The sequence below is a fragment of the Streptomyces sp. NPDC058274 genome (genome assembly GCF_042881375.1).
GTDB lineage: Bacteria > Actinomycetota > Actinomycetes > Streptomycetales > Streptomycetaceae > Streptomyces.
In genome coordinates this window covers 379,443-402,670 of the sequence record NZ_JBHVXW010000004.1, presented here as the reverse complement: position 1 = coordinate 402,670, position 23,228 = coordinate 379,443, and the positions used below count along the sequence as shown (strand labels likewise).

Annotated in this window: 19 protein-coding genes and 1 riboswitch; of the genes, 4 read left to right on the top strand and 15 right to left on the bottom strand. The window is 71.4% G+C overall.

What is annotated here, in order from left to right:
• Positions 1 to 11 precede the first annotated feature (11 nt).
• From ACFVYF_RS11640 to ACFVYF_RS11605, 8 genes are all read right to left on the bottom strand, one after another.
• Entirely contained in the window at positions 12 to 1,436 is a 1,425-nt protein-coding gene (locus ACFVYF_RS11640; protein WP_389454498.1) for an NAD(P)/FAD-dependent oxidoreductase, read from the bottom strand.
• Positions 1,437 to 1,925: 489 nt separating this feature from the next.
• Complete coding sequence (locus tag ACFVYF_RS11635; RefSeq protein WP_389454495.1) at positions 1,926 to 2,891, bottom strand: exopolyphosphatase; 966 nt, start codon at positions 2,889 to 2,891, stop codon at positions 1,926 to 1,928.
• Positions 2,892 to 3,008: 117 nt separating this feature from the next.
• Entirely contained in the window at positions 3,009 to 3,533 is a 525-nt protein-coding gene (locus tag ACFVYF_RS11630) for a DUF501 domain-containing protein (RefSeq protein ID WP_389454492.1), read from the bottom strand.
• 68 nt (positions 3,534 to 3,601) lie between these two features.
• On the bottom strand, positions 3,602 to 4,078 hold the full coding sequence (locus ACFVYF_RS11625; protein ID WP_389454489.1) for a septum formation initiator family protein: 477 nt from the start codon (positions 4,076 to 4,078) through the stop codon (positions 3,602 to 3,604).
• 121 nt (positions 4,079 to 4,199) lie between these two features.
• The gene (gene eno, locus ACFVYF_RS11620; RefSeq protein ID WP_389454486.1) at positions 4,200 to 5,495 is read right to left on the bottom strand and encodes a phosphopyruvate hydratase; all 1,296 of its coding nucleotides are present in this window, start codon (positions 5,493 to 5,495) and stop codon (positions 4,200 to 4,202) included.
• A 389-nt stretch (positions 5,496 to 5,884) separates the two neighbouring features.
• Positions 5,885 to 6,562, bottom strand: coding sequence for a transglycosylase family protein (locus tag ACFVYF_RS11615; protein ID WP_389454483.1), 678 nt, complete (start codon positions 6,560 to 6,562; stop codon positions 5,885 to 5,887).
• Between the two features lie 4 nt (positions 6,563 to 6,566).
• Positions 6,567 to 6,732: riboswitch (cyclic di-AMP (ydaO/yuaA leader) on the bottom strand.
• A 216-nt stretch (positions 6,733 to 6,948) separates the two neighbouring features.
• Complete coding sequence (locus tag ACFVYF_RS11610) at positions 6,949 to 7,956, bottom strand: transglycosylase family protein (RefSeq protein WP_389454481.1); 1,008 nt, start codon at positions 7,954 to 7,956, stop codon at positions 6,949 to 6,951.
• Between the two features lie 654 nt (positions 7,957 to 8,610).
• The gene (locus ACFVYF_RS11605; protein ID WP_389454478.1) at positions 8,611 to 9,927 is read right to left on the bottom strand and encodes a cytochrome P450; all 1,317 of its coding nucleotides are present in this window, start codon (positions 9,925 to 9,927) and stop codon (positions 8,611 to 8,613) included.
• Positions 9,928 to 10,212: 285 nt separating this feature from the next.
• On the opposite strand from ACFVYF_RS11605, the gene ACFVYF_RS11600 reads away from it, so the two are divergent.
• Complete coding sequence (locus ACFVYF_RS11600; protein WP_389454475.1) at positions 10,213 to 11,457, top strand: globin domain-containing protein; 1,245 nt, start codon at positions 10,213 to 10,215, stop codon at positions 11,455 to 11,457.
• A 59-nt stretch (positions 11,458 to 11,516) separates the two neighbouring features.
• On the opposite strand, the gene ACFVYF_RS11595 is transcribed toward ACFVYF_RS11600, so the two are convergent.
• From ACFVYF_RS11595 to ACFVYF_RS11575, 5 genes are all read right to left on the bottom strand, one after another.
• Complete coding sequence (locus tag ACFVYF_RS11595; RefSeq protein ID WP_389454472.1) at positions 11,517 to 12,623, bottom strand: nucleoside triphosphate pyrophosphohydrolase; 1,107 nt, start codon at positions 12,621 to 12,623, stop codon at positions 11,517 to 11,519.
• Between the two features lie 173 nt (positions 12,624 to 12,796).
• Positions 12,797 to 13,453 carry a SurA N-terminal domain-containing protein gene (locus ACFVYF_RS11590; protein ID WP_389454469.1) on the bottom strand — a complete coding sequence of 219 codons (657 nt, stop codon included), beginning with the start codon at positions 13,451 to 13,453 and terminating at the stop codon, positions 12,797 to 12,799.
• A gap of 441 nt (positions 13,454 to 13,894) precedes the next feature.
• Positions 13,895 to 15,385 (bottom strand): protein kinase, encoded by a 1,491-nt coding sequence (locus ACFVYF_RS11585; RefSeq protein ID WP_389454725.1) that lies wholly within the window; start codon positions 15,383 to 15,385, stop codon positions 13,895 to 13,897.
• A 38-nt stretch (positions 15,386 to 15,423) separates the two neighbouring features.
• The gene (locus ACFVYF_RS11580; RefSeq protein WP_389454466.1) at positions 15,424 to 16,047 is read right to left on the bottom strand and encodes a hypothetical protein; all 624 of its coding nucleotides are present in this window, start codon (positions 16,045 to 16,047) and stop codon (positions 15,424 to 15,426) included.
• Positions 16,048 to 16,179: 132 nt separating this feature from the next.
• Positions 16,180 to 18,210 (bottom strand): N-6 DNA methylase, encoded by a 2,031-nt coding sequence (locus tag ACFVYF_RS11575; RefSeq protein WP_389454463.1) that lies wholly within the window; start codon positions 18,208 to 18,210, stop codon positions 16,180 to 16,182.
• Positions 18,211 to 18,402: 192 nt separating this feature from the next.
• On the opposite strand from ACFVYF_RS11575, the gene ACFVYF_RS11570 reads away from it, so the two are divergent.
• The gene (locus ACFVYF_RS11570; protein ID WP_389454460.1) at positions 18,403 to 19,140 is read left to right on the top strand and encodes a hypothetical protein; all 738 of its coding nucleotides are present in this window, start codon (positions 18,403 to 18,405) and stop codon (positions 19,138 to 19,140) included.
• 430 nt (positions 19,141 to 19,570) lie between these two features.
• Positions 19,571 to 20,320: a hypothetical protein gene (locus tag ACFVYF_RS11565; RefSeq protein ID WP_389454457.1), complete on the top strand. Its 750-nt coding sequence runs from the start codon at positions 19,571 to 19,573 to the stop codon at positions 20,318 to 20,320.
• A gap of 33 nt (positions 20,321 to 20,353) precedes the next feature.
• Here ACFVYF_RS11565 and ACFVYF_RS11560 read toward each other — a convergent pair whose 3' ends face one another.
• Positions 20,354 to 21,073, bottom strand: coding sequence for an HNH endonuclease family protein (locus ACFVYF_RS11560; RefSeq protein ID WP_389454454.1), 720 nt, complete (start codon positions 21,071 to 21,073; stop codon positions 20,354 to 20,356).
• 218 nt (positions 21,074 to 21,291) lie between these two features.
• The gene (locus ACFVYF_RS11555; protein WP_389454451.1) at positions 21,292 to 22,242 is read right to left on the bottom strand and encodes a hypothetical protein; all 951 of its coding nucleotides are present in this window, start codon (positions 22,240 to 22,242) and stop codon (positions 21,292 to 21,294) included.
• 111 nt (positions 22,243 to 22,353) lie between these two features.
• On the opposite strand from ACFVYF_RS11555, the gene ACFVYF_RS11550 reads away from it, so the two are divergent.
• The gene (locus ACFVYF_RS11550; protein ID WP_389454449.1) at positions 22,354 to 22,935 is read left to right on the top strand and encodes a TetR/AcrR family transcriptional regulator; all 582 of its coding nucleotides are present in this window, start codon (positions 22,354 to 22,356) and stop codon (positions 22,933 to 22,935) included.
• Positions 22,936 to 23,228: the final 293 nt, after the last annotated feature.

The following is a 23,228-nucleotide window of genomic DNA, read 5'->3' as shown; positions in this document are numbered from 1 at the left end:
GTGACCGGCGGTCAGGAGGCCTTCGCCTCGGTCTTCGCCTCGGCCTTGGTCTCGGTCTTCGCCGGAGGCAGCTTCGCCTCGGCCGCCTTGGCCGCGGCCGGCGCCGGCTTGGCGGCCTCGTAGAACTCCTCGCGCGGAGTCTCCATGGCACCGAGCGAGACGACCTCGCGCTTGAGGAACATCTGCAGCGTCCAGTCGGCGACGACGCGGATCTTCCGGTTCCACGTCGGCATCGCCAGGCCGTGGTAGCCGCGGTGCATGTACCACGCCAGCCGGCCCTTGAGCTTGATCTTCACCTTGCCCATGACGATCATCGCGACGCCCTTGTGGAGGCCGAGCCCGGCCACCGCACCCTTGTTGGCGTGCGCGTACTCCTTCTGCGGGAAGCCTCGCATACCGGAGATCACGTTGTCACCGAGGACCTTCGACTGCCGCAGCGCGTGCTGGGCGTTCGGCGGGCACCAGGCGTTCTCCACGCCGGCCTTGCGGGCGGCGATGTCCGGCACCTGGGCGTTGTCGCCCGCGGCCCAGATGTAGTCCGTGCCCTGGACCTGGAGGGTGGCCTGGGTGTCCACGTGACCGCGCGGGCCGAGCGGCAGACCGAAGCGGGAGAGCACCGGGTTCGGCTTGACGCCGGCCGTCCACACGATCGTGCTGGAGTCGACCTCGAGCCCGTTCTTCAGGACGACGTGGCCGTCGACGCAGGAGTCCATGGAGGTGGAGAGGTAGACCTCGACCCCACGGCTCTCCAGGTGCTCCTTGCCGTACTGGCCGAGCTTGGGGCCGACCTCGGGAAGGATCTTGTCCGCGGCGTCGACGAGGATGAAGCGCATGTCCTCGCGCGACACGCTGGAGTAGTACTTGGCCGCGTCGCGGGCCATGTCCTCGACCTCACCGATGGTCTCCGCACCGGCGAAGCCACCGCCCACGAAGACGAAGGTCAACGCCTTGCGGCGGACGTCCTCGTCGGTCGTGGAGTCGGCCTTGTCGAGCTGCTCGAGGACGTGGTTGCGCAGGCCGATGGCCTCCTCGATGCCCTTCATACCGATGCCCTGCTCGGCGAGGCCGGGGATCGGGAAGGTGCGGGAGACCGCGCCCATCGCGATGACCAGGTAGTCGAAAGGCAGCTCGTACGCCTCGCCCACGAGGGGGGCGATCGTGGCGACCTTGCGGTCCTGGTCGATGGTGGTCACGCGGCCGGTGAGAACTTCCGCCTTGGGCAGCACGCGTCGCAGCGGGACGACGACGTGCCGAGGCGAAATGCTGCCGGCGGCGGCTTCGGGGAGGAAGGGCTGGTAGGTCATGTACGACCGGGGGTCGACGACCGTGACGGTCGCCTCGCCGTAGCGCATCTTCTTGAGGATGCGCCGAGCTGCGTACAGGCCTACGTACCCACCGCCTACTACGAGGATCCTGGGACGCTCCGTGGTGCTCATGCCATCGAGTATCCACCTGCATCTGGGGGGTCGCTCGTGCGCCCCTTCACAAGCTTGGGTGGGGCCTCTGCTACACTGCGCGGCTCACGTGACCCAGGTCATGCCCGCGGCGGGGAACCAGCGTGCCGCGCGGACCGTTGTCAACACCGCGTGAGCTGCCGCTCCGGCCCTTCGGACCCGCTGGACCAGGCCCTCGTTTCACACCCCCGAAACACCCCCGGAACACCCCCGCGGGTACCCCTGAAGGCCTATGGGGGCACCGGGAGGGGCTCATGGACCGAAATCCGCGCCCAACAGGGCTGATTTCCTTGTGAAGAACTTCACGAACTTTCCCGACGGCACGTCACCGAGGGGGTCCCCAAGGCCCCTCGGGCGCGCTCATACGTTATATGACCTGCTCAGCCGAGGGCTACCAATGGGTAGCAAAGGTCGGTTCCGAAGCAGTCCCGATCGCTTCCGCAGCGCCCTGCGGGCACCGGCGTCGGCCGCTCAGGCCCTCGCCCCCTGCGCCTCTTCCGCGGCCCGGTAGGCGATGCCGTCGAGGATGTCGTGCTCGCTGACGACGACCTCGCGGGCCCCGGTCCGCTCCATGATCGCGAGGAGTACGAGGGCTCCGGCGGCGATGACGTCCACGCGGCCGGGGTGCATCGAGGGGATGGCCGACCGCTCGGCGTGCGTCGAGGCGAGCAGCCAGTCGCTGATCTCGCGGACCCGGTCGAGGGTGACCCGGGAGTGGTGGATCACCGTGGAGTCGTACGCGGGGAGCTCCAGGGCGATCGCCGCGACCGTGGTGACCGAGCCGGCGAGGCCGACCAGGGTGCGGGCCTCGCGCAGCGGGACCGTCCGCTCGGCGAGGTCCAGCGCGGCCTCGATGTCGGTGCGCACGGCCTCGATCTGCGCGGCCGTGGGCGGGTCGGTGACCACCCCGTCGTGCACGAGATGCCGCTCGGTCATCCGTACGCAGCCGATGTCGACCGACCGCGCGGCGCGCACGTGGTCCTCCCCGACGACCAGTTCCGTGGAACCGCCGCCGATGTCCACCACCAGGTAGGGCTTGTCCAGGTCGTCCCGCCCGGTCAGCTCCCTGGTCGCACCGGTGAAGGAGAACTCCGCCTCCTCGTCGCCCGTGATGACCTCCGGCTCGACGCCGAGGATGTCCAGGACCCCTCGTACGAACTCGTCGCGGTTCTCCGCGTCGCGGGAGGCGGAGGTGGCGACGAAGCGGATCCGCTCGGCGCCGTGCTCCTTGATGACCGCCGCGTACTCACGGCAGGCGGCGAAGGTCCGCTCCAGCGCCTCGGGCGCGAGCCGTCCCGTCCGGTCGACGTCCTGGCCGAGCCGGACGATGGTCATCCGGCGGTCCAGGTCGACGAGTTCACCGGTCGCCGGGTCCGCGTCCGCGACGAGCAGACGGATCGAGTTGGTACCGCAGTCGATGGCGGCGACCCTGGTCATGCGTTCGGTCTCCTGTCGTGATGGATTTCGCCCCGGCCCGTCCCTGGGGGCTCCGCCCCGGACCCCGCTCCTCAGACGCCGGAGGGGCCGGAAACGGGCGGGCGGCTCCGGAGGGGGTCAGCTCTCGCCGGCCGGCACGACACACGCGCCCTTGCGCCACCACTCCGGCAGCAGCGCGATCGCCTCGTCGCCGAGGGGGTTCACACCGGGGCCAGCGGCCAGCGAGTGCGCCACGAGCACATGCAGGCACTTCACCCGGTCCGGCATGCCTCCCGCGCTCGGGAAGCCCTCCAGGACCTCGATGGAGTCGCGGCGGGCGATGTAGTCCTCGTGGGCGGCACGATAGGCCGCGGCCAGCTCGGGGTCGGTCGCCAGCCGGTCCGTCATCTCCTTCATGACGCCGTTCGCCTCGAGGGTGCCGATCGCCGACGCGGCGCGCGGACACGTCAGGTAGTACGTCGTCGGGAACGGCGTGCCGTCGGGGAGCCGGGGGGCCGTCTCCACCACGTCGGGCTGACCGCAGGGGCAGCGGTGCACGATCGCACGCAGTCCGCGCGGCGGCCGGCCGAGCTGCTGCTTGAAGGCCTCGACGTCCGCGTCGGTCGGCTCGGTGCGCGGGGTGTGCGGCGGAGGGGTTTCCATGCCTGTGCTTTTGTCTCTCTAGTCAGTTCAGTGGTCGGAGCGGGTGAGCGGCCGGGGCGCCGGCCCGCTCACCGGGCGGCGCGGTCGGACTTGTCCACACCGTCCCAGACGTTGGCGTACCAGGGACGGGCGGCCGCCCCCTGGTCGGCGCGGGACTGCTTCGCGGCGTCCGGGTCGATCACGATGTAGCCGGTCTCGCCCGGCATCACATAGTGCAGCCGCAGCCGGATCTGCTGCTCGGCGTACGCGTCGTCCTGCCAGCGTGCCTTGAGGTCGCGCAGCTGCTCGACCCGCTCCCTGGCCTGGTCCTGCTGCCGCTCCAGGTCGGCGACCTCGGCGCGCTGGGACACGTACTGCCTTATCGGGTACGCCAGGGCCACGATCAGGGAGCAGAGGACGAGCGCCAGGAGCGCCGCCCGGCTGGTGAGCCGGGAGCGGCGGGCCTGGCGCTTGGTCTGCGAGCGGTAGACCCGGGCCGCGGTCTGCTCACCGAGCGCCCGCAGCCTGGTCGCGGTGGAGAACCGGTCCCGGTCCTTCACGGCCATGAATCCCGCCTCCCCGGAACAAGCCCGTCACGTGCGTACGTCCCCGCACACGGTACGGGACCGAGTACGGGGACGTACGTACGACGCTTCCTACGCGGCTGAGGCTCAACCCTTGCTGTGCTTACTGGTTCGCGGAGCGAAACCGCGGGAAGGCGCTACGGCCGGCGTACACCGCGGCGTCGTCGAGGATCTCCTCGATGCGCAGCAGCTGGTTGTACTTGGCGACGCGGTCCGAGCGGGCCGGGGCGCCGGTCTTGATCTGGCCGCAGTTCACGGCGACCGCGAGGTCGGCGATGGTGACGTCCTCGGTCTCGCCGGAGCGGTGGGACATCATGCACTTGAAGCCGTTGCGCTGGGCCAGCTCGACGGCGTCCAGCGTCTCGGTCAGCGAACCGATCTGGTTGACCTTGACGAGCAGGGCGTTGGCGGAGCCCTCCTCGATGCCGCGGGCCAGGCGCTCCGGGTTGGTGACGAAGAGGTCGTCGCCGACGATCTGGACCTTGTCGCCCAGCTTGTCGGTGATGACCTTCCAGCCCGCCCAGTCGTCCTCGTACAGCGGGTCCTCGATGGAGACGAGCGGGTACGCGGAGACGAGCTCCTCGTAGTACTCGGTCATCTCGGCGGCCGAGCGGGACTTGCCCTCGAACTCGTACTTGCCGTCCTTGTAGAACTCGGACGCGGCGACGTCGAGCGCGAGCGCGATCTGCTCACCGGGGATGTAGCCGGCCTGCTTGATGGCCTCGACGATGAGGTCGAGGGCGGCGCGGTTGGACTCCAGGTTCGGGGCGAAGCCGCCCTCGTCGCCGAGGCCGGTGGACAGGCCCTTGGTCTTCAGCACCTTCTTGAGGGTGTGGTAGACCTCGGCGCCCCAGCGCAGCGCCTCGGAGAAGGACTCCGCGCCGATCGGGGCGATCATGAACTCCTGGATGTCCACGTTCGAGTCGGCGTGCGAGCCGCCGTTCAGGATGTTCATCATCGGGACGGGCAGCAGGTGCGCGTTCGGACCGCCCAGGTAGCGGAAGAGCGGCAGGTCGCTGGCCTCGGAGGCGGCGTGCGCGACGGCGAGGGAGACGCCGAGGATGGCGTTGGCGCCGAGCGAGCCCTTGTTGTCGGTGGCGTCCAGGTCGAACATCGCCTGGTCGATCAGCCGCTGCTCGGTGGCGTCGTAACCGACGAGCTCCGGGCCGATCTGCTCGATGACGGCGAGGACGGCCTTCTCGACACCCTTGCCGCCGTAGCGGTTGGGGTCACCGTCACGCAGCTCGATGGCCTCGAAGGCTCCGGTGGAGGCGCCGGACGGGACGGCGGCACGACCCGTGCTGCCGTCGTCGAGGCCGACCTCGACCTCGACGGTGGGGTTGCCTCGCGAGTCGAGGATTTCCCGGGCTACGACGACGTCGATGGACGGCACGAGCATCTCCTTCTTGGATGTGACGCGGGTACGCGGGGCCGCTCGGCCCCCCAAGCACGGAGCCGCGGTCGGCTCCGCGACATGAGCCTAACCGGCTCGGGGCGATCGGCCAGCCGGTCGACCAACCCATGGACGGAACCGAGAGTAAATTGTTTCCGAACGGAACAAAAACCTGCCCCCTACAAGAATGCGACCCCCGGACACGAAAAAGCCCCGCCCCGGTGCGTACGGGGGAGAACGCACCGGGGCGGGGCAGCCCGTGGGGGACGGGGGGCCCTCACGTGACCTCCACGATGGAGGTCACGGATGTGAGGGCGCTGTGGTTCAGCTGCGAGCTTCCCCAGCCTCGCGACCGGTCCGCCGGCCGGCCGGGGGGCTGTTTCGGCTCAGGGGTGTCAGCTCAGGTGGAGCTGCTGGCCCGGGAAGATGAAGTCGGCGTCGTCGACGATGTCCTTGTTCAGCTTGAACACCTTCTGCCAGCCGCCCTTGACGTTCTTCTTCTCGGCGATCGAGCTGAGGGTGTCACCCTTGACGACCTTGTACTCGCCGTCGCCCTTCTTGACCTTCTTGCCGGTCGGGGTCTCGACGGTCTTCTTGGCCGCGGGACGCTCCTGCGAGCGGGAGGCGCGCTGCTCCTGCGACTGGGTGCTCTGCTGCTGCGAGGGGGTCGTGCTCTGCGAGCTGCCCGAGTTCGACGGGGAGGCGCCGGACAGGCCGGTGCCGCAGGTCGGCCAGGCACCCTTGCCCTGCGCGGCGAGGACCTTCTCGCCGACGGCGATCTGCTGGGACTTGGAGGCCTGGTCGGCGGTGGAGGCGTACGAGGTACCGCCGTACGCGGCCCAGGTGGAGGACGAGAACTGCAGACCGCCGTAGTAGCCGTTGCCGGTGTTGATGGACCAGTTGCCGCCGGACTCGCACTGGGCGACGGTGTCCCACTCGGAGGTGGAGGCGGCGGAGGCGTTGCCGGCCGCCATCAGGGGGGCGGCGATGGCGACGCCGGTGACGCCGGCGAGCGTGGCGACACGGGTGGCCTTGGACGGGCGACGGTGCTTGCCCTTGCTGGAAAGCAGCATGAAGTGATCCCCTCACCGACGCCTGCGAGGTGAGCTGTCGGGTTCGGGCCGAGTGAGTTGCCCGGCCGCGCACTCTTCAGTGCGCGGCTTAACCCCAAGCCGTCCCGGTCAACTGTCCGGTGCGGCACTTACCTTGGGTCCCCCGCTCCTGCCTACGGCGCTTGAAGCGACGACTGTTCCCGTACGGCCGCTGGCAGGATTCGGCGTTGCGACCATCGGGGCCCGCTGTGGCGAGCGGTCACGACCGTAGACACGCGACCGACGGAATTTCAAAGACGATCAGGGCTTCTGAGACCCTTGTCTCATCTCGCCAAACCGGACATTACACGTCGAATCATGACGTGAACTGCCGCTGATTTGTACCCGATTCGCCAGCTGACAGCTACTTAGTCACTACCGAGCTCAAGGCTCTGACCGGGCAGGATGAGGTCGGGGTCGGCGCCGACCGACTTCTTGTTGTCGGCGTAGAGCTCGGACCATCCGCCCTGGAGGTCAAGGGAGTCGGCGATGGTCCAGAGACTGTCGCCGGGGCGGACGGTGTAGGAGCCGTCGGCGGCGTCACGGGCCGCACCGGAGTCGCGTGAGGCATGCCGCCCGGCCGCCCCCACGTCGCGCCCGTCGGACGAGCCGTTCGCATCGCTGCCGTCGGCGCTGTCACCGCGGTGGCGCCCCGAGCCGGCCGCGCCGGTCCCGGTCGCGTCGGTCGCCTCCGAAGAGTCGCCACTCTGCCCGGACTTGTCTGAGTCGTCACCCTTTGCCGTACCGGCGTCCGTGCTCGCCTCATCCGAGCTGCCGCTCGAACCCGAGGAGGCGTCGGACTTCGTCGAGTTTTCAGCCGAATCCGAAGAAGCGCCAGAAGAGGACGAATCGGGCGAGGGGGACTCGGACGGAGAGGAACTGGAGGAATCGGCCGGCGAGGAGTCGAGCGAACCCGACGTGCCGGACGAGTCCGTCGACCCGGACCCGTCGGACGACGAGGAGTCGCCCGCCACCCCCGTGTCGACCTCGACCGAGCCGGAGTCCTTGCTGAGCCCGGAGAGCGGCCCACAGGTGGGCCAGACGGCCAGACCCTCGCCGTCGAGGACCTTCTCGGCGACGGCGATCTGCTGGGAGCGGCTGGCCTGGTCGGCGCTCGGCGCGTACGCGAGACCGCCGTACTTCTCCCAGTTCTCCTGGGTCAGCTGCAACCCGCCGTAGTACCCGTTGCCGTCGTCCGCGCTCCACGTACCGCCGCTCTCGCATTCCGCGACCCGGTCCCACGTGGTGCCGTCGGCCGCGCTCGCGCCGGTGGCGCCGAGCAAGGGGATCGCGATGGCCGACCCGGTCACTCCTGCCGCGACGAGGAGGGCCGGAGCCTGACGGGGGCGACGGTGACGACCGTTCCCGGAGAGCATGCGGTTGCCTTTCGGTGACAGCAGTGAGGGGCGCGACGAAAGATCCATCGCGCTGATGCGTGAACGTAGCCGCACTCGAACGCTTGTCACAAGTCGATGCAGCGTAGATCACGTGAAGATCACATCTTTGACGGTGTGTCAGCTTTCGATCGGTCCGTGTGTCTGTCACCTGCGTGTGAGCCGGCTGTTGGCGGGGGTGCGGATCGGGGGGTGCGCTGCCGTCGGGGGGAGGTGCGTTGCCGTTGGGGGGCATGCGTTGCCGTTGAGGGCGGGCGGCTTGTGGCGGGGGCGGGTTGACTTGTGGTGGGGCGGGCGGCTTGTGGCGGGGGCGGGTTGACTTGTGGTGGGGCGGGCGGCTTGTGGTGGGGGCGCTGGGGAAAGGCTCGCGCGCCGTGCGAGTGGGGCGCGGGCCTGGGTGGGGGGCGTGTTGGTGAGGGGTGCGTGTTGGTGAGGGGCGTGTTGGTGAGGGGTGCGTGTTGGTGGGGGGCGCGCTGGTGAGGGGCGCGTGTTGGTGGGGGGCGTGTTGGTGAGGGGTGCGTTGGTGGGGGGCGCGCGCCCCAGGGCGGGCCGCGGGGCGGCTAGTGGCGAGCGCGCGCCCTCTGCGCGACTCGCGCGCCCCTCAGCACGGCGCGCGCTCGATGGTGCGGCGCGCGCCTAGGCGCGGGGCGTGAACTGCACCGGGAGCGTGCGGAGTCCGCGCATGATGAGACCGCCGCGCCAGCGCAAATCGGCGGGGTCCGCCGCGAGTTGCAGGTCGGGCAGCCGGGTGAGGAGCGTGGCGAGCGCGCTCTGGCCCTCCAGCCGGGCCAGGGGCGCGCCCAGGCAGTAGTGGATGCCGTGCCCGTACCCGAGGTGCTGGTTGTCCCGGCGGGAGAGGTCGAGCGTGTCGGGCCGGTCGAAGCGCTCGGGGTCACGGTCGGCGGCCGCGAGCACGACGAGCACGGGGTCGCCGGCCGCGATGTCCTGGCCGCCGATCCGCACGGCCTCGGTGGCGAAACGCCAGGTGGCGAGCTCGACGGGCCCGTCATAGCGGAGGAGTTCCTCGACGCCGGTCTCCAGCAGGCCGCTCTCCCCGGCGGCGAGGGAGGTCTGCAGCCGCTGTCGCTGTTCGGGGTGGGTGAGGAGGGCGTAGGTCCCGTTCCCGATGAGGTTGACGGTCGTCTCGAAGCCGGCGAACAGGAGGATGAAGGCCATGGCCGCGGCCTCGTTCTCGGTGAGGTGTTCACCCTGGTCCGAAGCGCGGATGAGACCGGAGATGAGGTCCTCGCCGGGCGCCGTCCGGTCGGGCAGCGCCTCTCGCTTGCGGTGGATCAGCTCGGCGAGATATCCGCGCATCTTCTTCACGGACCGGGCGACCCCGCCGCGCGGTCCTCCCCCGTGCCGGATCATCATCCCCGCCCAGTCCCGGAAGTCGTCCTGGTCCTCCTGCGGGACGCCCAACAGATCGCAGATGGCGTAGATGGGCAGCGGAAAGGCGAACTCGTGAATGAGGTCGGCGGAGCCCTTGTCGGCGAACTGGTCGATGAGCTGGTCGGTGAGCGCCTGCACCCTCGGCGCGAACTCGGCCACGCGCCGGGGCGTGAACGCCTTGCTCACGAGCCGGCGCAGACGGGTGTGGTCCGGCGGGTCGATATTGAGCAGATGGGTCATCAGCTCGGCCTTGCGCTCGCCGGGAATGCCGGTCTTGCCCTTGGCGTGGGCCGGCTCGTCGTGGTGAGCCGGATTCTTGCTGAGCCGTCCGTCGGCGAGGGTCTGCTTGGCGTCCGCGTAGCGGGTGACCAGCCAGGCCTCCACCCCGCTAGGCAGCCGCGTCCGGTGCACGGGCGCGTGCTCCCGCAACCAGGCGTACGCCGGGTACGGGTCGGTGGCGAACTCCCAGGTGAAGAGCTCGGGAGCCGGATTTTGGGCGGAAGGCTGGGCGGAGGGCTGGGCAGGGTGCTGGGCGGAGGGCTGGGCAGGGTGCTCGGTCACGCCCCCGACGGTATCCGGGTCGTCCGGGCTTCCGGCGCGGGCCGTCCGGGGTCCTCGCACGGGCGCTTCCGGCGCGGGCCGTCCGGGGTCCTCGCACGGGCCGTCCTAGCTCCCGGCGCGGGTTGTCCGGGTTCCTCGCACGGGCCGCCCGCCCACCGAGGCGACCGCCAGACGCGGTGGCGTCCGCCGGCCATCGCATCCCGGCCGTTGAGCGGTTCCTCCCGGGCTGTCCGGAAATCGCCTGGCACTTGACTCCAGGGCTCGATGACTCCCTACATTCCGCCCGTGGACCCCGAAATACTCAGATCCAGCTTCGCGGTCGTCGAGAGACGGGCCGAGTTCGCGGTCAAGTACTTCTACGCGCATCTGTTCCGGCACAACCCGGACGTCCGCGGGCTCTTCCCGCTGGACTTCCCGGAGGACATGGAACGGCAGCGGGACCGGCTGTTCGCTGCGCTCACGCACGTCGTGAGGCGGCTCGGGGATCCGGCGCTGGCCGGTTACCTGGGAGATCTGGGACGGGACCACCGGAAGTATCTCGCCGAACCGGAGCACTACGCGGCCGTGGGGACGAGTCTGATCGCCGCCTTCGCCGCCGTCGCGGGCTCGGCCTGGAACACCGAGGTCGAGAAGTCCTGGGCGGAGGCCTACACGACCGTCATGGACGCGATGCTCCAGGGCGCGTGGGAGGCCGAGAACGAGGGGGAGCCGCCCTGGTGGGACGCCGAGGTCGTCGCCCGCCGGCGCCACGGGGACGACCTGGTCGTGCTGACCCTGCGGCCCGACCGTCCGCTCCGCTATTTCCCGGGTCAGTACGCCAGCGTCAACTCGCCCCACTTACCTGGCATCTGGCGCCCGTACTCGCTGGGCAACGCGCCCCGGCCCGACCACACCGTCGACCTGCACATCAGCCGTGTCGCCGAAGGCGTCCTCTCCACCGCCCTCGTCCGGCAGACCAGGCCGGGCGATCTTCTCAGGCTCGGCGCGCCCGGCGGCGGACTCGTCCTGCGCACCCCCGCGGAACGGCCCATCACCTTCATAGCGGCCGGCACCGGATGGGCACCCGTCAAGGCGCTCCTGGAACAGCTGGAGCAGGCGGAGCGGCTCGACCCGGCCCAGGACCGGGCCCCGTACGACTCCCGGCTCTTCGTCGTCGCCCGGGACCTCGCGTACGTCTACGACCGGGACGCCATCGAGGAGTTGCAGGCACGGCTCCCCCGTCTCGTCGTCACCTTCATCACCCCCGCGCCCGGCCGGCCCAAGGCGCAGGCCACCGACCGCCTCCTCACCGCCCTGGGCAACCGCGCCAACTGGGCCCAGCACGACGTCTATCTCGCGGGCCCGCCCAAGCTGGTCGAGGAGATCGGTGACGCCCTCCCGTCCCTCGGCACGCTTCCCGAGCGGATCTTCCACGATCTCCTGCCGCCCACCGGGCAGGACGAGCCCCGCCCCCGGGGCGCGGCCGAGTGGCTCCTCGCCCGCCCCCAGCCGAGCTGGCACAACCCGGCGGGCCGCGAACCGGGCCACTAGGACCTGCCCCGGAGCAGGTCCTGTGCCGCGCCGTCCGGATCAGCCCGGACCAGCCGGGGTCACGTCCCGGACGAGCCCGTCCGGGCCGCCCGGGCCGCCTCCGCCGCCCGGATCGCATCCCGGTACGCCCGCGCCGCCGCGCGCAGGGCCGCCTCCGGATCCACGCCGGCCGCCTCCGCGCCCGCGGCTGCCGCCAGCAACTCGTAGCCGACCCCCTCGCCCTGCGGAAGCGCCACGTCGAGGCCCGCCGTACGCACCCGCGAGGAGAGCTTCGCCGCCAGCGCCAGACCCGGCTGCCCCAGCGGAACCCCCTCGGTCACGGACGTCCGCTGCTTCTCGACCGCCTTCGTGCGCAGCCAGTGCTCCTTGACCTCCTCGGGGGTCGAGGCGGTCTCGTCGCCGAAGACATGCGGGTGGCGGTGGATGAGCTTCGCGACGATGCCACCCGCCACGTCGTCGATCGAGAAGGGCTCGCTGCCGTCCTCCGGGCGGCCTTCCTCGGCGATACGGGCATGGAAGACGACCTGGAGCAGTACGTCGCCGAGCTCCTCCCTCAGCTCGTCGCGGTCGCCCTCCTCGATCGCCTCGACCAGTTCGTACGCCTCCTCTATGCCGTACTTCGCCAGGCCCTCGTGGGTTTGGCGGGACGACCAGGGGCACTCGGCGCGAATGCGGTCCATCACCTGGACGAGGTCCAGGAGGCGGGCGCCCGGCAGGTCGTAGGAGGCGGGGAGCAGCTCCAGCTCCGGCATCTGTATGCGCCCGGAACCGGCGAGCCGGGCCAGGCCGTCGGTCAGCCGCGGCTCACCCTCGCCGGTGGCGACGACGACCGCCGTACGGCCGCCGGCGCAGGCGTCGACCAGCTCCTCGGCGGTCGGGGAGGCCTCGTCGACAGAGATGCCCGCCTCGCGCAGATACGGCAGTTGCGGGTGCGTCCCGTCCGCGCACAGGACCCGGTCGGCGCCGTGCAGCGCCTGCCAGGCCGGCCAGGACAGCAGCCCGGGCGCCACACGGTGGCTGGTGGTGAGCAGGACAATGCGGCCGGGCGCGGAGGCGTCCTGTCCGGGGGCGCCGGCGTCAGGGCGGGGGGCGGTGGCGTCGGGGCGGGGGGCGGTGGCGTCGGGACCGGTCCCGTGCGGGTCGCCGTCGAGGCTGGTTGCGTTCACCCTTCGAACGTAACCCACCCGTCCGACGCCACCAGCGGTTATCCACAGGCCGGGCGGCCGACGTGCCCGTGCACAGGTTCCGGCCGCACCCGCCGAGGGTGCACCGCCCGGGTGCCGAACCGTTTGTCCACAGGCTGAGGACGCCGTAACCGCGTCGGTGTCCCGGACGGGTCCTAGGCGGTCTGCTGGGCCGCCGTCGTGACCTCGCGCAGCCAGGGCGTCTTCGCGTCGACGCGGCTGCTCTTCTCGACGTCCCAGGTGCCGTAGCGCGGGTTCAGGTCGACGTCGAGCTTCTTGGAGGCCTCGGACATCGCCTTCCAGAACGAGGCCTTGCCCGCCTCGGTGTTCATGTCGGCGCCCAGCGCGGCGGCGAGCTTCTGGGCCTGGATCTCGGTCCGGAGGCTGTCGTCGAGCCGCTGCGGGGCCACGCCGTACTGCTGGAGCCAGGCCGTCTCCAGCTCCTTGGCGCCGCCCGCCTGCTGCTCCAGGCCGGCGCGCATCTGCTGGGTGTCCTTGCGGGAGACGGTCACGCCGGCGTCCTTGGCCGCACGGTCCAGGACCCGGTCGAGGACCAGGCTGTGCAGGGTGTCGCGGGTGAGGCTGCCGGTCTTGGCGATGGCCTGCTCGTACTGGGCGTCGTCCTTGGTGGCGGCCCGCTGCGCCGTGCGTACCTCGTTCACCCGGCTCTCCAGCTGGCCGACCGTGATCCGCTGGCCGCCGACGACGGCCGCGGCGCCGGGGTGGGCGTCGCTCCCGCAGGCGGTGAGGAGAGGGGCCGCGGCAAGGATCGCGGCGGAGAAGGCGAGCGCGGTGCGACGGCGGCGGTGCAAGGAAGCCTCCCGAGGAGATGGTGAAGACAGGTACGACACGCGCCGTCTCACTAAAGGGTGGCGGTCGGGCGACGGGCGGGCGCACAAGGTCTTGCGGTGATCGATGTTAGGCAGTGGCCCAGCTCTCGGCCACCCATTCGACCAACGATTCGCGAGGACTTCGGGCACCCTCGCACCGGCAAGTCCGCCCACGGGCCGCACGTTGTCCCCGGACCACCCACTCCCCCGCGCCCCGCCGGGCTGCAGGTCAGCCCGTGATCACCTCCGGCGCGTCCCACGCGTCCCACGCGTCCGGCCCACGGCGATCGCGCAACCACCACGCGGCTCACCTTGCTGTCACGGCACACGCGCGTGGCGCCCGGAACGCATGGCACGCGCGCGTGCCGCCCGGAACGTACGGCACGCGTGTGAGGCGGTTGCGAAACCCGGGGACCGTCCCGGTCAGCCGCGTACCTGGCCCAGCCACTGCAGCGTCCGGCGGATCTCCGCAGCGAGCGGGTGCCCGGGGCCCCGCAGCCGCTCCACGTCGTGCAGCAGCCGTGCCAGGGTGTCGTGGGCCGCGGCCCGGTCGCCGAGCGCGAGCAGCAGGTGGCCGATGCGCCGGCGGACTTCGAGCGCGAGCTCGGGGTCACCGGCGACGTACTGGTTCTCGTAGTACGGCAGCAGCGCGCGGTACTCCGCGAGCGCGGCGGCGGGTTCACCAAGCTGTTCGAGGCACTGGGCGGCCTCGTAACGGAAGCGCAGGGACTGCGGGTCGGCCTGGCCTGCCTCGGCGGCGCGTTCGTCGGCGAGACGGCGCAACTCGGGCAGCGCGCGCCGGTACTGACCGTCGTCCATCAGCGTCGCCGCGTACTGCTTGCGCAGGGTGCGCACGACGGGTGAGTGCTCACCGTGCTGTGCGGCGGCGGTGGGCAGGATCGCGCCCAGGATGTCGACGGCCTGGGTGATGCGGCCCTCGCCGAGCAGCCGCTTGACCTCGTCGACGGCTCCGGCGACGTCGGGCTTCTCGACCGCGGGCGGGGAGGCGGACACGGAGGGCTGGGGCGCGGGCGTGCGCGCCCGGTCCGGCCAGGGGGCGTGCGGGCGCAGGAATGGGCGCGTGGGATCCAGGGGGGCGCCCGACGGCATACCGCGCGCCGGGAGCAGCGGAAGCAGCTGTTCGTACGTCTCCTGCGCGGAGGACGGGCGGTGCTGCGGGTCCTTGGCGAGCAGGCGCAGCACCAGGCGCTCGAGGGCCTCGGGGACCTCGGGGCGCAGGCGGCGCACGGGGAGCGGCGGCTCGTAGAGGTGCCGGTGCAGCACCCCCAGGGCCGTCGAACCGGAGAACGGCACGTCCCCGCTGAGGAGTTCGTGCAGCAGCACACCGAGCGCGTACAGATCGGTGTACGGGCCCACCGCGCCACCCATGGCCTGCTCGGGGGCCATGTAGGCGGGGCTGCCGATGGGCGAACCGGTGTGGGTGAGGCGGGTGGTGTCCGTGTCCATGACGGAGGCGACGCCGAGGTCGAGAACCGTGACCGTGCCGTCCTGCTTGACCATCACGTTCCGCGGCTTGAGGTCACGGTGGACGATCGGCACGGCGTGCACGGCGGACAGCACGGCGCACAGTTGTGCCGCGACCGCGACGGCCCACTGCCAGGGGTAGGGATCGTGCTCGGCGAGATGGTCGGAGAGGTCGGCCCCGTCGACGTACTGCATGACGAGGAAGAGCTCCTCGCCCTCGCTGCCCGCGTCGTGGACCGTGACGAGTCCGGGGTGGTCGACCTGCGCCGTGACCCGGCACTCGCGCACGAAGCGGCGGCGCAGTTCGTCGGCCTCCTGGCCTGCGACCTTGTCGGGGCGCAGCAGCTTGACGGCGACGCGCCGGTCGAGGCGTCGGTCGTAGGCCGTCCAGACCTGGCCCATGCCGCCCTGTCCGATGAGCGTGGACAGTTCATAGCGGTCGGCGACCACCCGCCCTGTCGCCACGCTCACCGGCCGTCCTCGGGGTTGCTCTCGTGCTTGCGCAGATAGTCACTGAGCTCGTCGAGCTCGGCGCGCACCTGGTCGATCCGGGCGGGCGCGGGGCGCGCGGGCTGCGGGGGCGGCGCGGGGGTGTGCGGCACGGGGGTCTGCGGCGCCTGCGTGGGGGGCACGGGCGTGTGGATCACCGATGCCGTCGGCTGCTGGTGCGTGGCCCCGTACGGCGAAGCGGACTGCGGGTAGCCGTAGTGCGCGGCCGGGTGCTGGAGCGGCGGGAAGCCTGCGGGGCGCAGCCGGTGGTGGTGGCGTATGTCCGCGTACAGGAAATAGCCGGCACAGGCCGCGGCGTTCAGCAGCAGGATGATCATGCCGATGTTGCCGTTGCGGCTGCTGAAGTCGTCGGTGTGGTCGGTGCTGAGGAAGGCGAAGCTCGTGCCGAGGACCGCGAGCGACGCCAGGAAGACCCACCAGTCCGCCCGCCGGTGGGTCACGAGGGCCACCCGCAGTGTCGCGCCCCAGGCCAGGAACCCGATGCTCAGCAGGGGCAGCGCCGCGAAGATCACGCGCAGCACGACCAGCGCCCCCGTAGAGGGTCGCTTCGGCGGTGGCGGCGCGTAGCCGTGGCCGTGCATGGCTGCTCCCGGAGGCCTGATGGGGACGGACGTACGAGGTGGAAGTCCGAGCGTATAGGCCGACAAGGACAAGCGGTCACGGGTTGTACCGAACCGTTGTCGTGCTGATCACCCCGTCCGCCTCACGGGGGCTCAGCCGGGCGCGACCGTCCCGTCCGTCAGCCCGTCGTACATACCGCGCACGAGTTGTTCACCGAGGCGCCCCGCGAGCCTGAGCGTCTCCTCGAACTCGGCCAGCGCGCGGAACCGTTCGCCGAAGCGGCGCTGTTGGTCGAGCGGGAGCCGGGGCAGCTGGAGGCGGCGCACGTCGAGCCGGGTGGCGGTGGACGCGTAGCTGCTGGCCTGCCGGTTGTTGGCGGTTCCGCGCAGGAAGCCGGCCAGGAACCAGGGGTCGAGCGCCGTGCGATCGGGGCGCAGGAGCGTGAGGTTGCGCCCCAGGGCGGCTCCGGCGGTCTTCTCGTCCACCACGCGCGCGACGGACCCGCCGCCGAGCACGGGGACGACGACGTCGCCCGCCTCGACCAGCACGGGCTCTTCCTCGCCTTCGGGGAGCGTGCCGGAGGGGGCGGTTCCGGAGAGAACGTCCTGGTCGGTGAGCACCGGCACGCGCGCGGGGGCGCTCGTCCCGCCGGCGCGCAGCAAGAGCGCGCCCCCGCGCGCGAGTTCACCGACGGTGGTGAGCGGCCAGCGCGCGCGCCCCTCTTCGTCGACGGCCGCCGGCGCGAGGTCGGCGGTCAGCCGGAGGGTCTCGCCGAGGCGTTCACGGACGGTCGCGAGCTGCTCCGCGCCCCCGGCCCCGGCGGGCGGCGGAAGGTGGCGGGCGGGAGCCAGGTCGACGTCGTCGTCGAGGAGTTCGATGACGGCGACCGAACGGCTGAGGCCCGGGTTCTCGGTCGCCGTACCGGCCCGCTCGAAGGGCCGCCAGGCGTCCAGGACGGCGGCGTGCACGGCCTGCCAGTCGAAGCCGCCGCGGCCGTCGGCGGACAGGGCCGCGGTGTCGGCGAGCAACAGCTCGGGCTGCGCGGGGGACTTGTCGGGCCGGCGCAGTACCCACAGGTGCAGCGGGATGTTGTGCGGGGGCGCCGCGCCGGCGGGCAGGGCGATCACCGCGCGCAGGGCGCCGCGGCGCAGCAGGTCCGCGCGGATACGGCGGCCCGAACGGCGGGAGGCGGCGGCCGGCGGCATGAGTACGACGGCGGTGCCGCCGTCCCTGAGACGGGCCAGCGCGTGCTGGACCCACGCCAGTTCGGACTCCGTACGGGCCGGGAAGCCGTACGCCCAGCGGGCGTCGTAGGCGAGCTCGTCGTGGCCCCAGTTGCGTTCGTTGAACGGCGGGTGACACAGCACCACGTCGGCGCGCAGCGTCTCGTACGCGTCGGCGCGCAGGGTGTCGTCGACGGCACTGCGGACCGTGGCCTTCGTGTGCAGGGCAAGGCGGAGCGCGGTCAGCGCGGCGAGCTCGGGGGCGGTGTCTTGGCCGTACAACTCCTGGTCGGGACGGGGCGCGACGGCGCGCAGCAGTGCGCCGGTGCCGCACGCCGGGTCGAGCACCGTCCGGGCGGGCCCGGCCAGTTCGGCCATCAGCGCGGCGAGGCCGCCCGGGGTGAGCGTGTACTGGCGCGGGTTGGCATCGAGGTGCCGCCCGAGAAGGAACTCGTACGTCTGCCGGGCGCCCAGTTCGGCGGCGAGCTCGGCCGCGCCGCGCAGCAGGGGGGCCGACGGGAGGAGTTCCGCGGCGGACGGGGTGTTCACGGCGCGCTTGCGGATCAGGCCGAAGCGCGGGGTGATCACCTGGTCGAGCGCCGCGGGGAGCAGGGCGGCGAGGCGCTCGTCGGAGCCGGCGCTCAGCTCGAGCCACACGGTCGGGCGGTCATGGATCAGCAGCAGCGCACAGCCGGCGTGCACCAGCGCGGCGACGGGGCCCTCGGGGTGCCCGGAGAGGTGCTGCCCCACGCGCTCGCGCAGCGGGACTTCGGCGAGCTTGCCCTGCCTGCGCAGCCATTCCTCGATCTCCGCCAGTGCGAAGGACGGGCTGGTCTCGGTGCCGCCGACGGGCTTGGGGAAGTCGGCATGGCGGCGGCGCCAGTTGCTGACGGCCGCACGGCCGACCCCGGCCAGCCGCGCGATGCCCGCGGCGGTCACCTCTGTCCCGTTCTCCTGCACCCGCCCGGCTCCCCTCTACCTGGTGTGTGGCGTCGAGCATACCGACGTGCGCAAGATCCCCCGATTCACGGCCGTGTACACAACTGATTCAGTGAACCGTGTTGACTCGGTTCACAGCCTCTGCTGTTATTGACCCACCGAACAGGGTGATCGCCGCACAGAACGCGATCACTGGCACAGGGGGGACCTGTCATGGGTATGAAGGGCAAGATCGCGCTCGGCGCCGTGGTCGGCGTGGCCGTCATCGGCGCGGTATCGGTGAACTCGGCGGACGGCGGCGGCGGTCACCAGAGCGACGGGGACAGCAGCTCGTCCGCCTCCGCCGGCCGGAAGCCGGGCAAGGAGACGGACACCGACGGGCGGACAGCCGAGGAACGGTCCGCGAAGGAGCGGTCGGCCAAGGCGCCGGACGCCGAGAAGAAGGTCGCGTTCCGGGGCGACGGCTCCTTCGAGGTCGGCACGGACATCAAGCCCGGCACCTACCGGACCACCGGCAACACGGACGGCATGTGTTACTGGGAGCGCGCGAAGAACGCTTCCGGCGAGGTCGCCTCACTCATCGCCAACGACAATGTCAGCGGCACGAGTTACGTCACTGTCAAGGCCGGCGACAAGCTCTTCAAGTCCAGCGGCTGCAAGGACTGGGAAGCCGTGGACGGGCGGACCGGGAAGACGAAGAGCCCGGCAGCCACGCGGTTCGAGGGCGACGGCGGTATGTACCGAGTCGGTTTCGACATCGCTCCCGGCACCTACAGGTCCACAGGCAACTCGGACGACCTCTGCTACTGGGAGCGCGCCAAGGACGCCCTGCACTCGATCTACTCGATCCGTGCGAACGACAACGTGACCGGCACCGCCGTCGTCACCATCAGCGCCGGCGACGCCTACTTCAAGACCACGGGCTGCCAGGACTGGAAGAAGACGTCCTGAGGCGCAGGGGCCTGACGCGGAGCGGGACTTGACGCGAGGGGGACCTGAGGCAGGACGGGACCTGAATCGGGACGGGACCTGACCCGCCCGGCACGCGGACCTCAGTCACGTGACGCGCGGCCCGTCCGCCGGTACGGGGATCCGGTCCGCCGACACGCGAACCCGCTCCGACGGCACGGGGATCCGGTCCACCGGCCGCGAACCCGGTCCGCCGACACGCGAACCCGGTCCGACGGCACGGGGATCCGGTCCACCTGGCCCACCGCCCGTCCACCCGGCACCGCCACCACGGACCACCTACGTCACCTGAACTGCCCTGTCCTGCCTTGCCTTGCCTTGTCTTGCGCCGACGCCGACGCCGACGCCGACGCCGACGCCTGCGCCACCTCACCTCACCTCACCTCACCTCACCTCACCTGAAGGAATTCCCATGCGCCGTACCGCATTTGCCGCTCTCTGCCTCGCCGCCGCTGCCACCGTCGGTCTCACCGGCTGCCTGCCGGACGAGGGCAAGGCGGACAGCAAGCCGAAGGGCCCGTTCGCCGGGCTGACCGGGGGCGAGATCGCCAACCGGGCCGTGAAGGCCAGCACGGGCGCCAAGTCGCTTCGCATGACGGGTGATGTCCCCGACGAGGAGGACGGCGGCACGATTCAGATCGACATGGCCCTGAACAAGAAGGGCGAGTGCGCCGGCACGATGAGCCTGGGCGGCCAGGGCAAGGCCGACCTCATCAAGACCGGCGACACCCTCTACATGAAGTACGACGAGGCCTTCTTGCGCGCGCAGGACAAGGGCTCGTCCAAGGAGGAGACCGACGGTGTCGTGGAACTGCTCGCCGACAAGTGGACCAAGATGTCCGCGACCGGCTCGGACGCCAAGGACCTCGCGAGCTTCTGCGACCTCGACACGGTGCTGTCGGGCGCCGAGGACGTGAACTCCGACGCCACCCGGGGCAAGACCACCACGGTCGAGGGCACCCCGGCGATCGTCCTCAACGAGAAGGACGGCAAGGACCGTTACACCCTCTACGTCGCGACCGAGGGCAAGCCCTACCTGGTGAAGGTCATCAGCAAGTCCGCCAAGGACCCGGGGACCCTCACCTTCACCGACTACAACAAGCCGGTGCCCGCCAAGGCCCCCAGCGGCAAGGTCATGGACCTCGACAAGCTGGGCGGCTGACGCCCTGTCCGGGCGCCGGCCCGGAGTGACGGGTCAGCCCGCGTGGAACCGCTCCGGTGCCCGCGTGGGATTGCCGCCCGACGGGAGCTTCTGGCCCGGGCACCCGGTCAGCACCCGCTTCATGGCGTCCTTCTCGGCGCCGGTGACCCAGAGCCCGTACTTCTTCTTCACGGCCACCTGGGCGGCGACATACGTGCAGCGGTAGCCCTTGTTGGGCGGGAGCCAGGTCGCCGTGTCCCCGTCGCCCTTGCTGCGGTTACGGCCGGCGTCGACGGCGAGGAGGTTGAGCGGGTCGTTGGCGAGCGCGATGCGCTTGCTCGCGTCCCACTTCTGGGCGCCCTTCTGCCAGGCGTCCGAGAGGGCGACGAGGTGATCTATGTCCACCTGGCTGCGACCGCGCGCGAAGGTCACCTCCTTGCCGGTGTACGGATCCGGGTCGAGCGTCCCCGAGGAGACCTTGCACTTCCCGTCGCTGAACTTCACGTCCTCCAGGTCCCGTTTGAGGATGTCGTCGCGGGTGTCGCACCGGTTCGAGTCGGTGTCGGCCCAGGCGGTGCCGAACCGGTCCCGCTCGAACCCCGTTTTCGGCGCACGCCCCTTGACGGTCAGCGAGTCCACCGCGGCGAGGGCGGCCCCGCCGGCCGCCGTCTGCTGCGGCCCCTCCTGTCCCACCGAACCCGGCGTCTGCTCCACGCACCCACTGACGGCGAACAGCACAGCGGCAGCGGCCACCCCACCCCTCAGACGCACCACGACGCCCCTCCCCTTGGCTTCCGACTGCTTCCGATCCGCCTCCGCACAGGCGGTTTCCCCTGGCCCCACCGTAGCGGCCAGGGGGTCTTGGCCATACCGGCCCTCGATGGGCAATCGGAGCACGCGGGGGCGCTGTCGGGTCAAGAGCCACCCCAGGTGGGAGTTCTGGTGGGACTCAATCGGACCCGCTGCCCTCAGGTGCCCAACCTTTCCCTACGTCACACCTTCCCGATCCCCAGCGTCGTCTCCGACGGCAGGAGACCGGAGCCGAGGACCGCAACCCAGAACTCGCCGAGGAGTTCGGCGAGACGGGCGGTGTCGTCCGGGCCCAGGGCCTGCCAGGGTGCGGCGGCGAGTTCGTCCGTGTGCCGCTCGATGCGGCGGCGCAGCTCACGGCCTTCCTCCGTGGCGGTGCCCTCCTCGGTCAAGAGGCCGCGCCCGACGAGCCGTTGACGCCCTGCGGCCCATTCCCCGGCGCTCCAGCCGCGGCTCTCGAAGCGCTCCGCCGAGGCCGCGCCAATCCCGGCGAACGACACCAGCGACTCGACCGGGTCCAGGCCGGCGACGAGGAGTGCCGCCAGATGCCCGTCGCCGCGGTGCTCCCGCAGGATCGTCGCCGCGTGCCACAGCTGAAGGTGCGGGGCCACGGGCCAGGCCAACTCCGCGTTGGCCGCGGCCAGGGGGCGGCCCGCCCTGTTCACCGCCTCGGCGGCGCGGCGGGCGAGGGCGGCGGCCTCGGCGAGTTCGGGAGATGTGATGCGGTCGCCGAATATCGCGGCGTACGCCCGGTCGATCCCCCGCTCACGCGCCTTCAGCATGTCGCCCGGGCTCGCCGTGCCCCAGGCCGAGTCCATGTGCTCGGCGACCATGCGCGGGCTGAAGCTGTAGAAGGCGGAGGCCACGCGCTCGCTGCCGACGGGCCCCAACGGCGCCGCGCGCAACGGGAAGTAGCTCGGCCAGCGCTCCCGCGTCGCATACCCGAGCGCGGCCGACTCCTCGAAGACCTCCGGCGCGTAATAGACCACGGCGTGCAAAGGCTCCAGCAGGTGCCACATCTGGCGCACCCGGCCGAGCTCCACGCCGCCGGTCCGCCCCGGCTCGCTCACGCCGCTCGCCTCGACCGCCCCCGCCTCGCCGGCCGTACGTGTCCCGCTGACGCTCTCCGACATGACCCCGTCCCCCTTCGTCGCGCTCTCACTCGCTCCACAACTTGACACTGACAAGATTGCCCGACACTCCTCGAACTTGTCAATGCCTAGATCCCGCGTACGCTGCTGTCCATGACCAGTTCCGAGGACGGCGACCGCCGCCCTTACCACCACGGCAATCTGCGGCGCGCGATCCTCGGCGCGGCCTTGGATGTCATCGCCTCCGACGGCCCTTCCGCGCTGAGCCTGCGCGACCTGGCCCGCCGGGCGGGCGTCTCGCACGCGGCGCCGGCCCACCACTTCAAGGACCGCACGGGCCTGCTGACGGCCATCGCGGCGGAGGGTTTCGCACTGCTGTCGTCAGGCCTCACGGAGGCGGCGGACCTGCGGGACGCCGGCGTCCGCTACGTACGCTTCGCGCGCGAACACCCCGCGCACTTCCAGGTGATGTTCACGCCGGGCCTGCTGCGGGAGAACGACGTCGAGCTGACGACGGCCAAGGCGCTCGCGGCGGAGGGGCTGCGCGCCGCGGTCGCCGCCGTACCGGCCGGGGGCCGCGGCTCCGACAGCCGGCTCGCCGGTGTCGCCGCGTGGTCACTGGCGCACGGCTTCGCCACGCTGCTCCTCAGCCACAACCTGGACGGCCCGGTCGGCGACCAGGACCCCGAGGAGGTCTTCCACGCCCTGACGGGACTGCTCTTCCGGCCGGGCTGAGGGACGCCGGGTCCGCATCGGGCGCCCCGGGCCCACCTCGCGCAGCGGACTCACCTCGGGCGCACCTGTCCCACCTCGGGCGCCGGACTCACAACCCGCCGCCCGACGCCGGACTCACGCTGGACTCACGCCAGGCTCGGCCTCACACCGCGCCGCTGCAGCCCGCCGCCACGCCAACGGTTGACGCGAACGGTCGTCACACCACCTCAACCGCTCCTCCGAACGGTCGCCACGCCACGCCAACCGAGGCCACGACCGGTCGCCACACCACCTCAACCGAGGCTACGAACAAC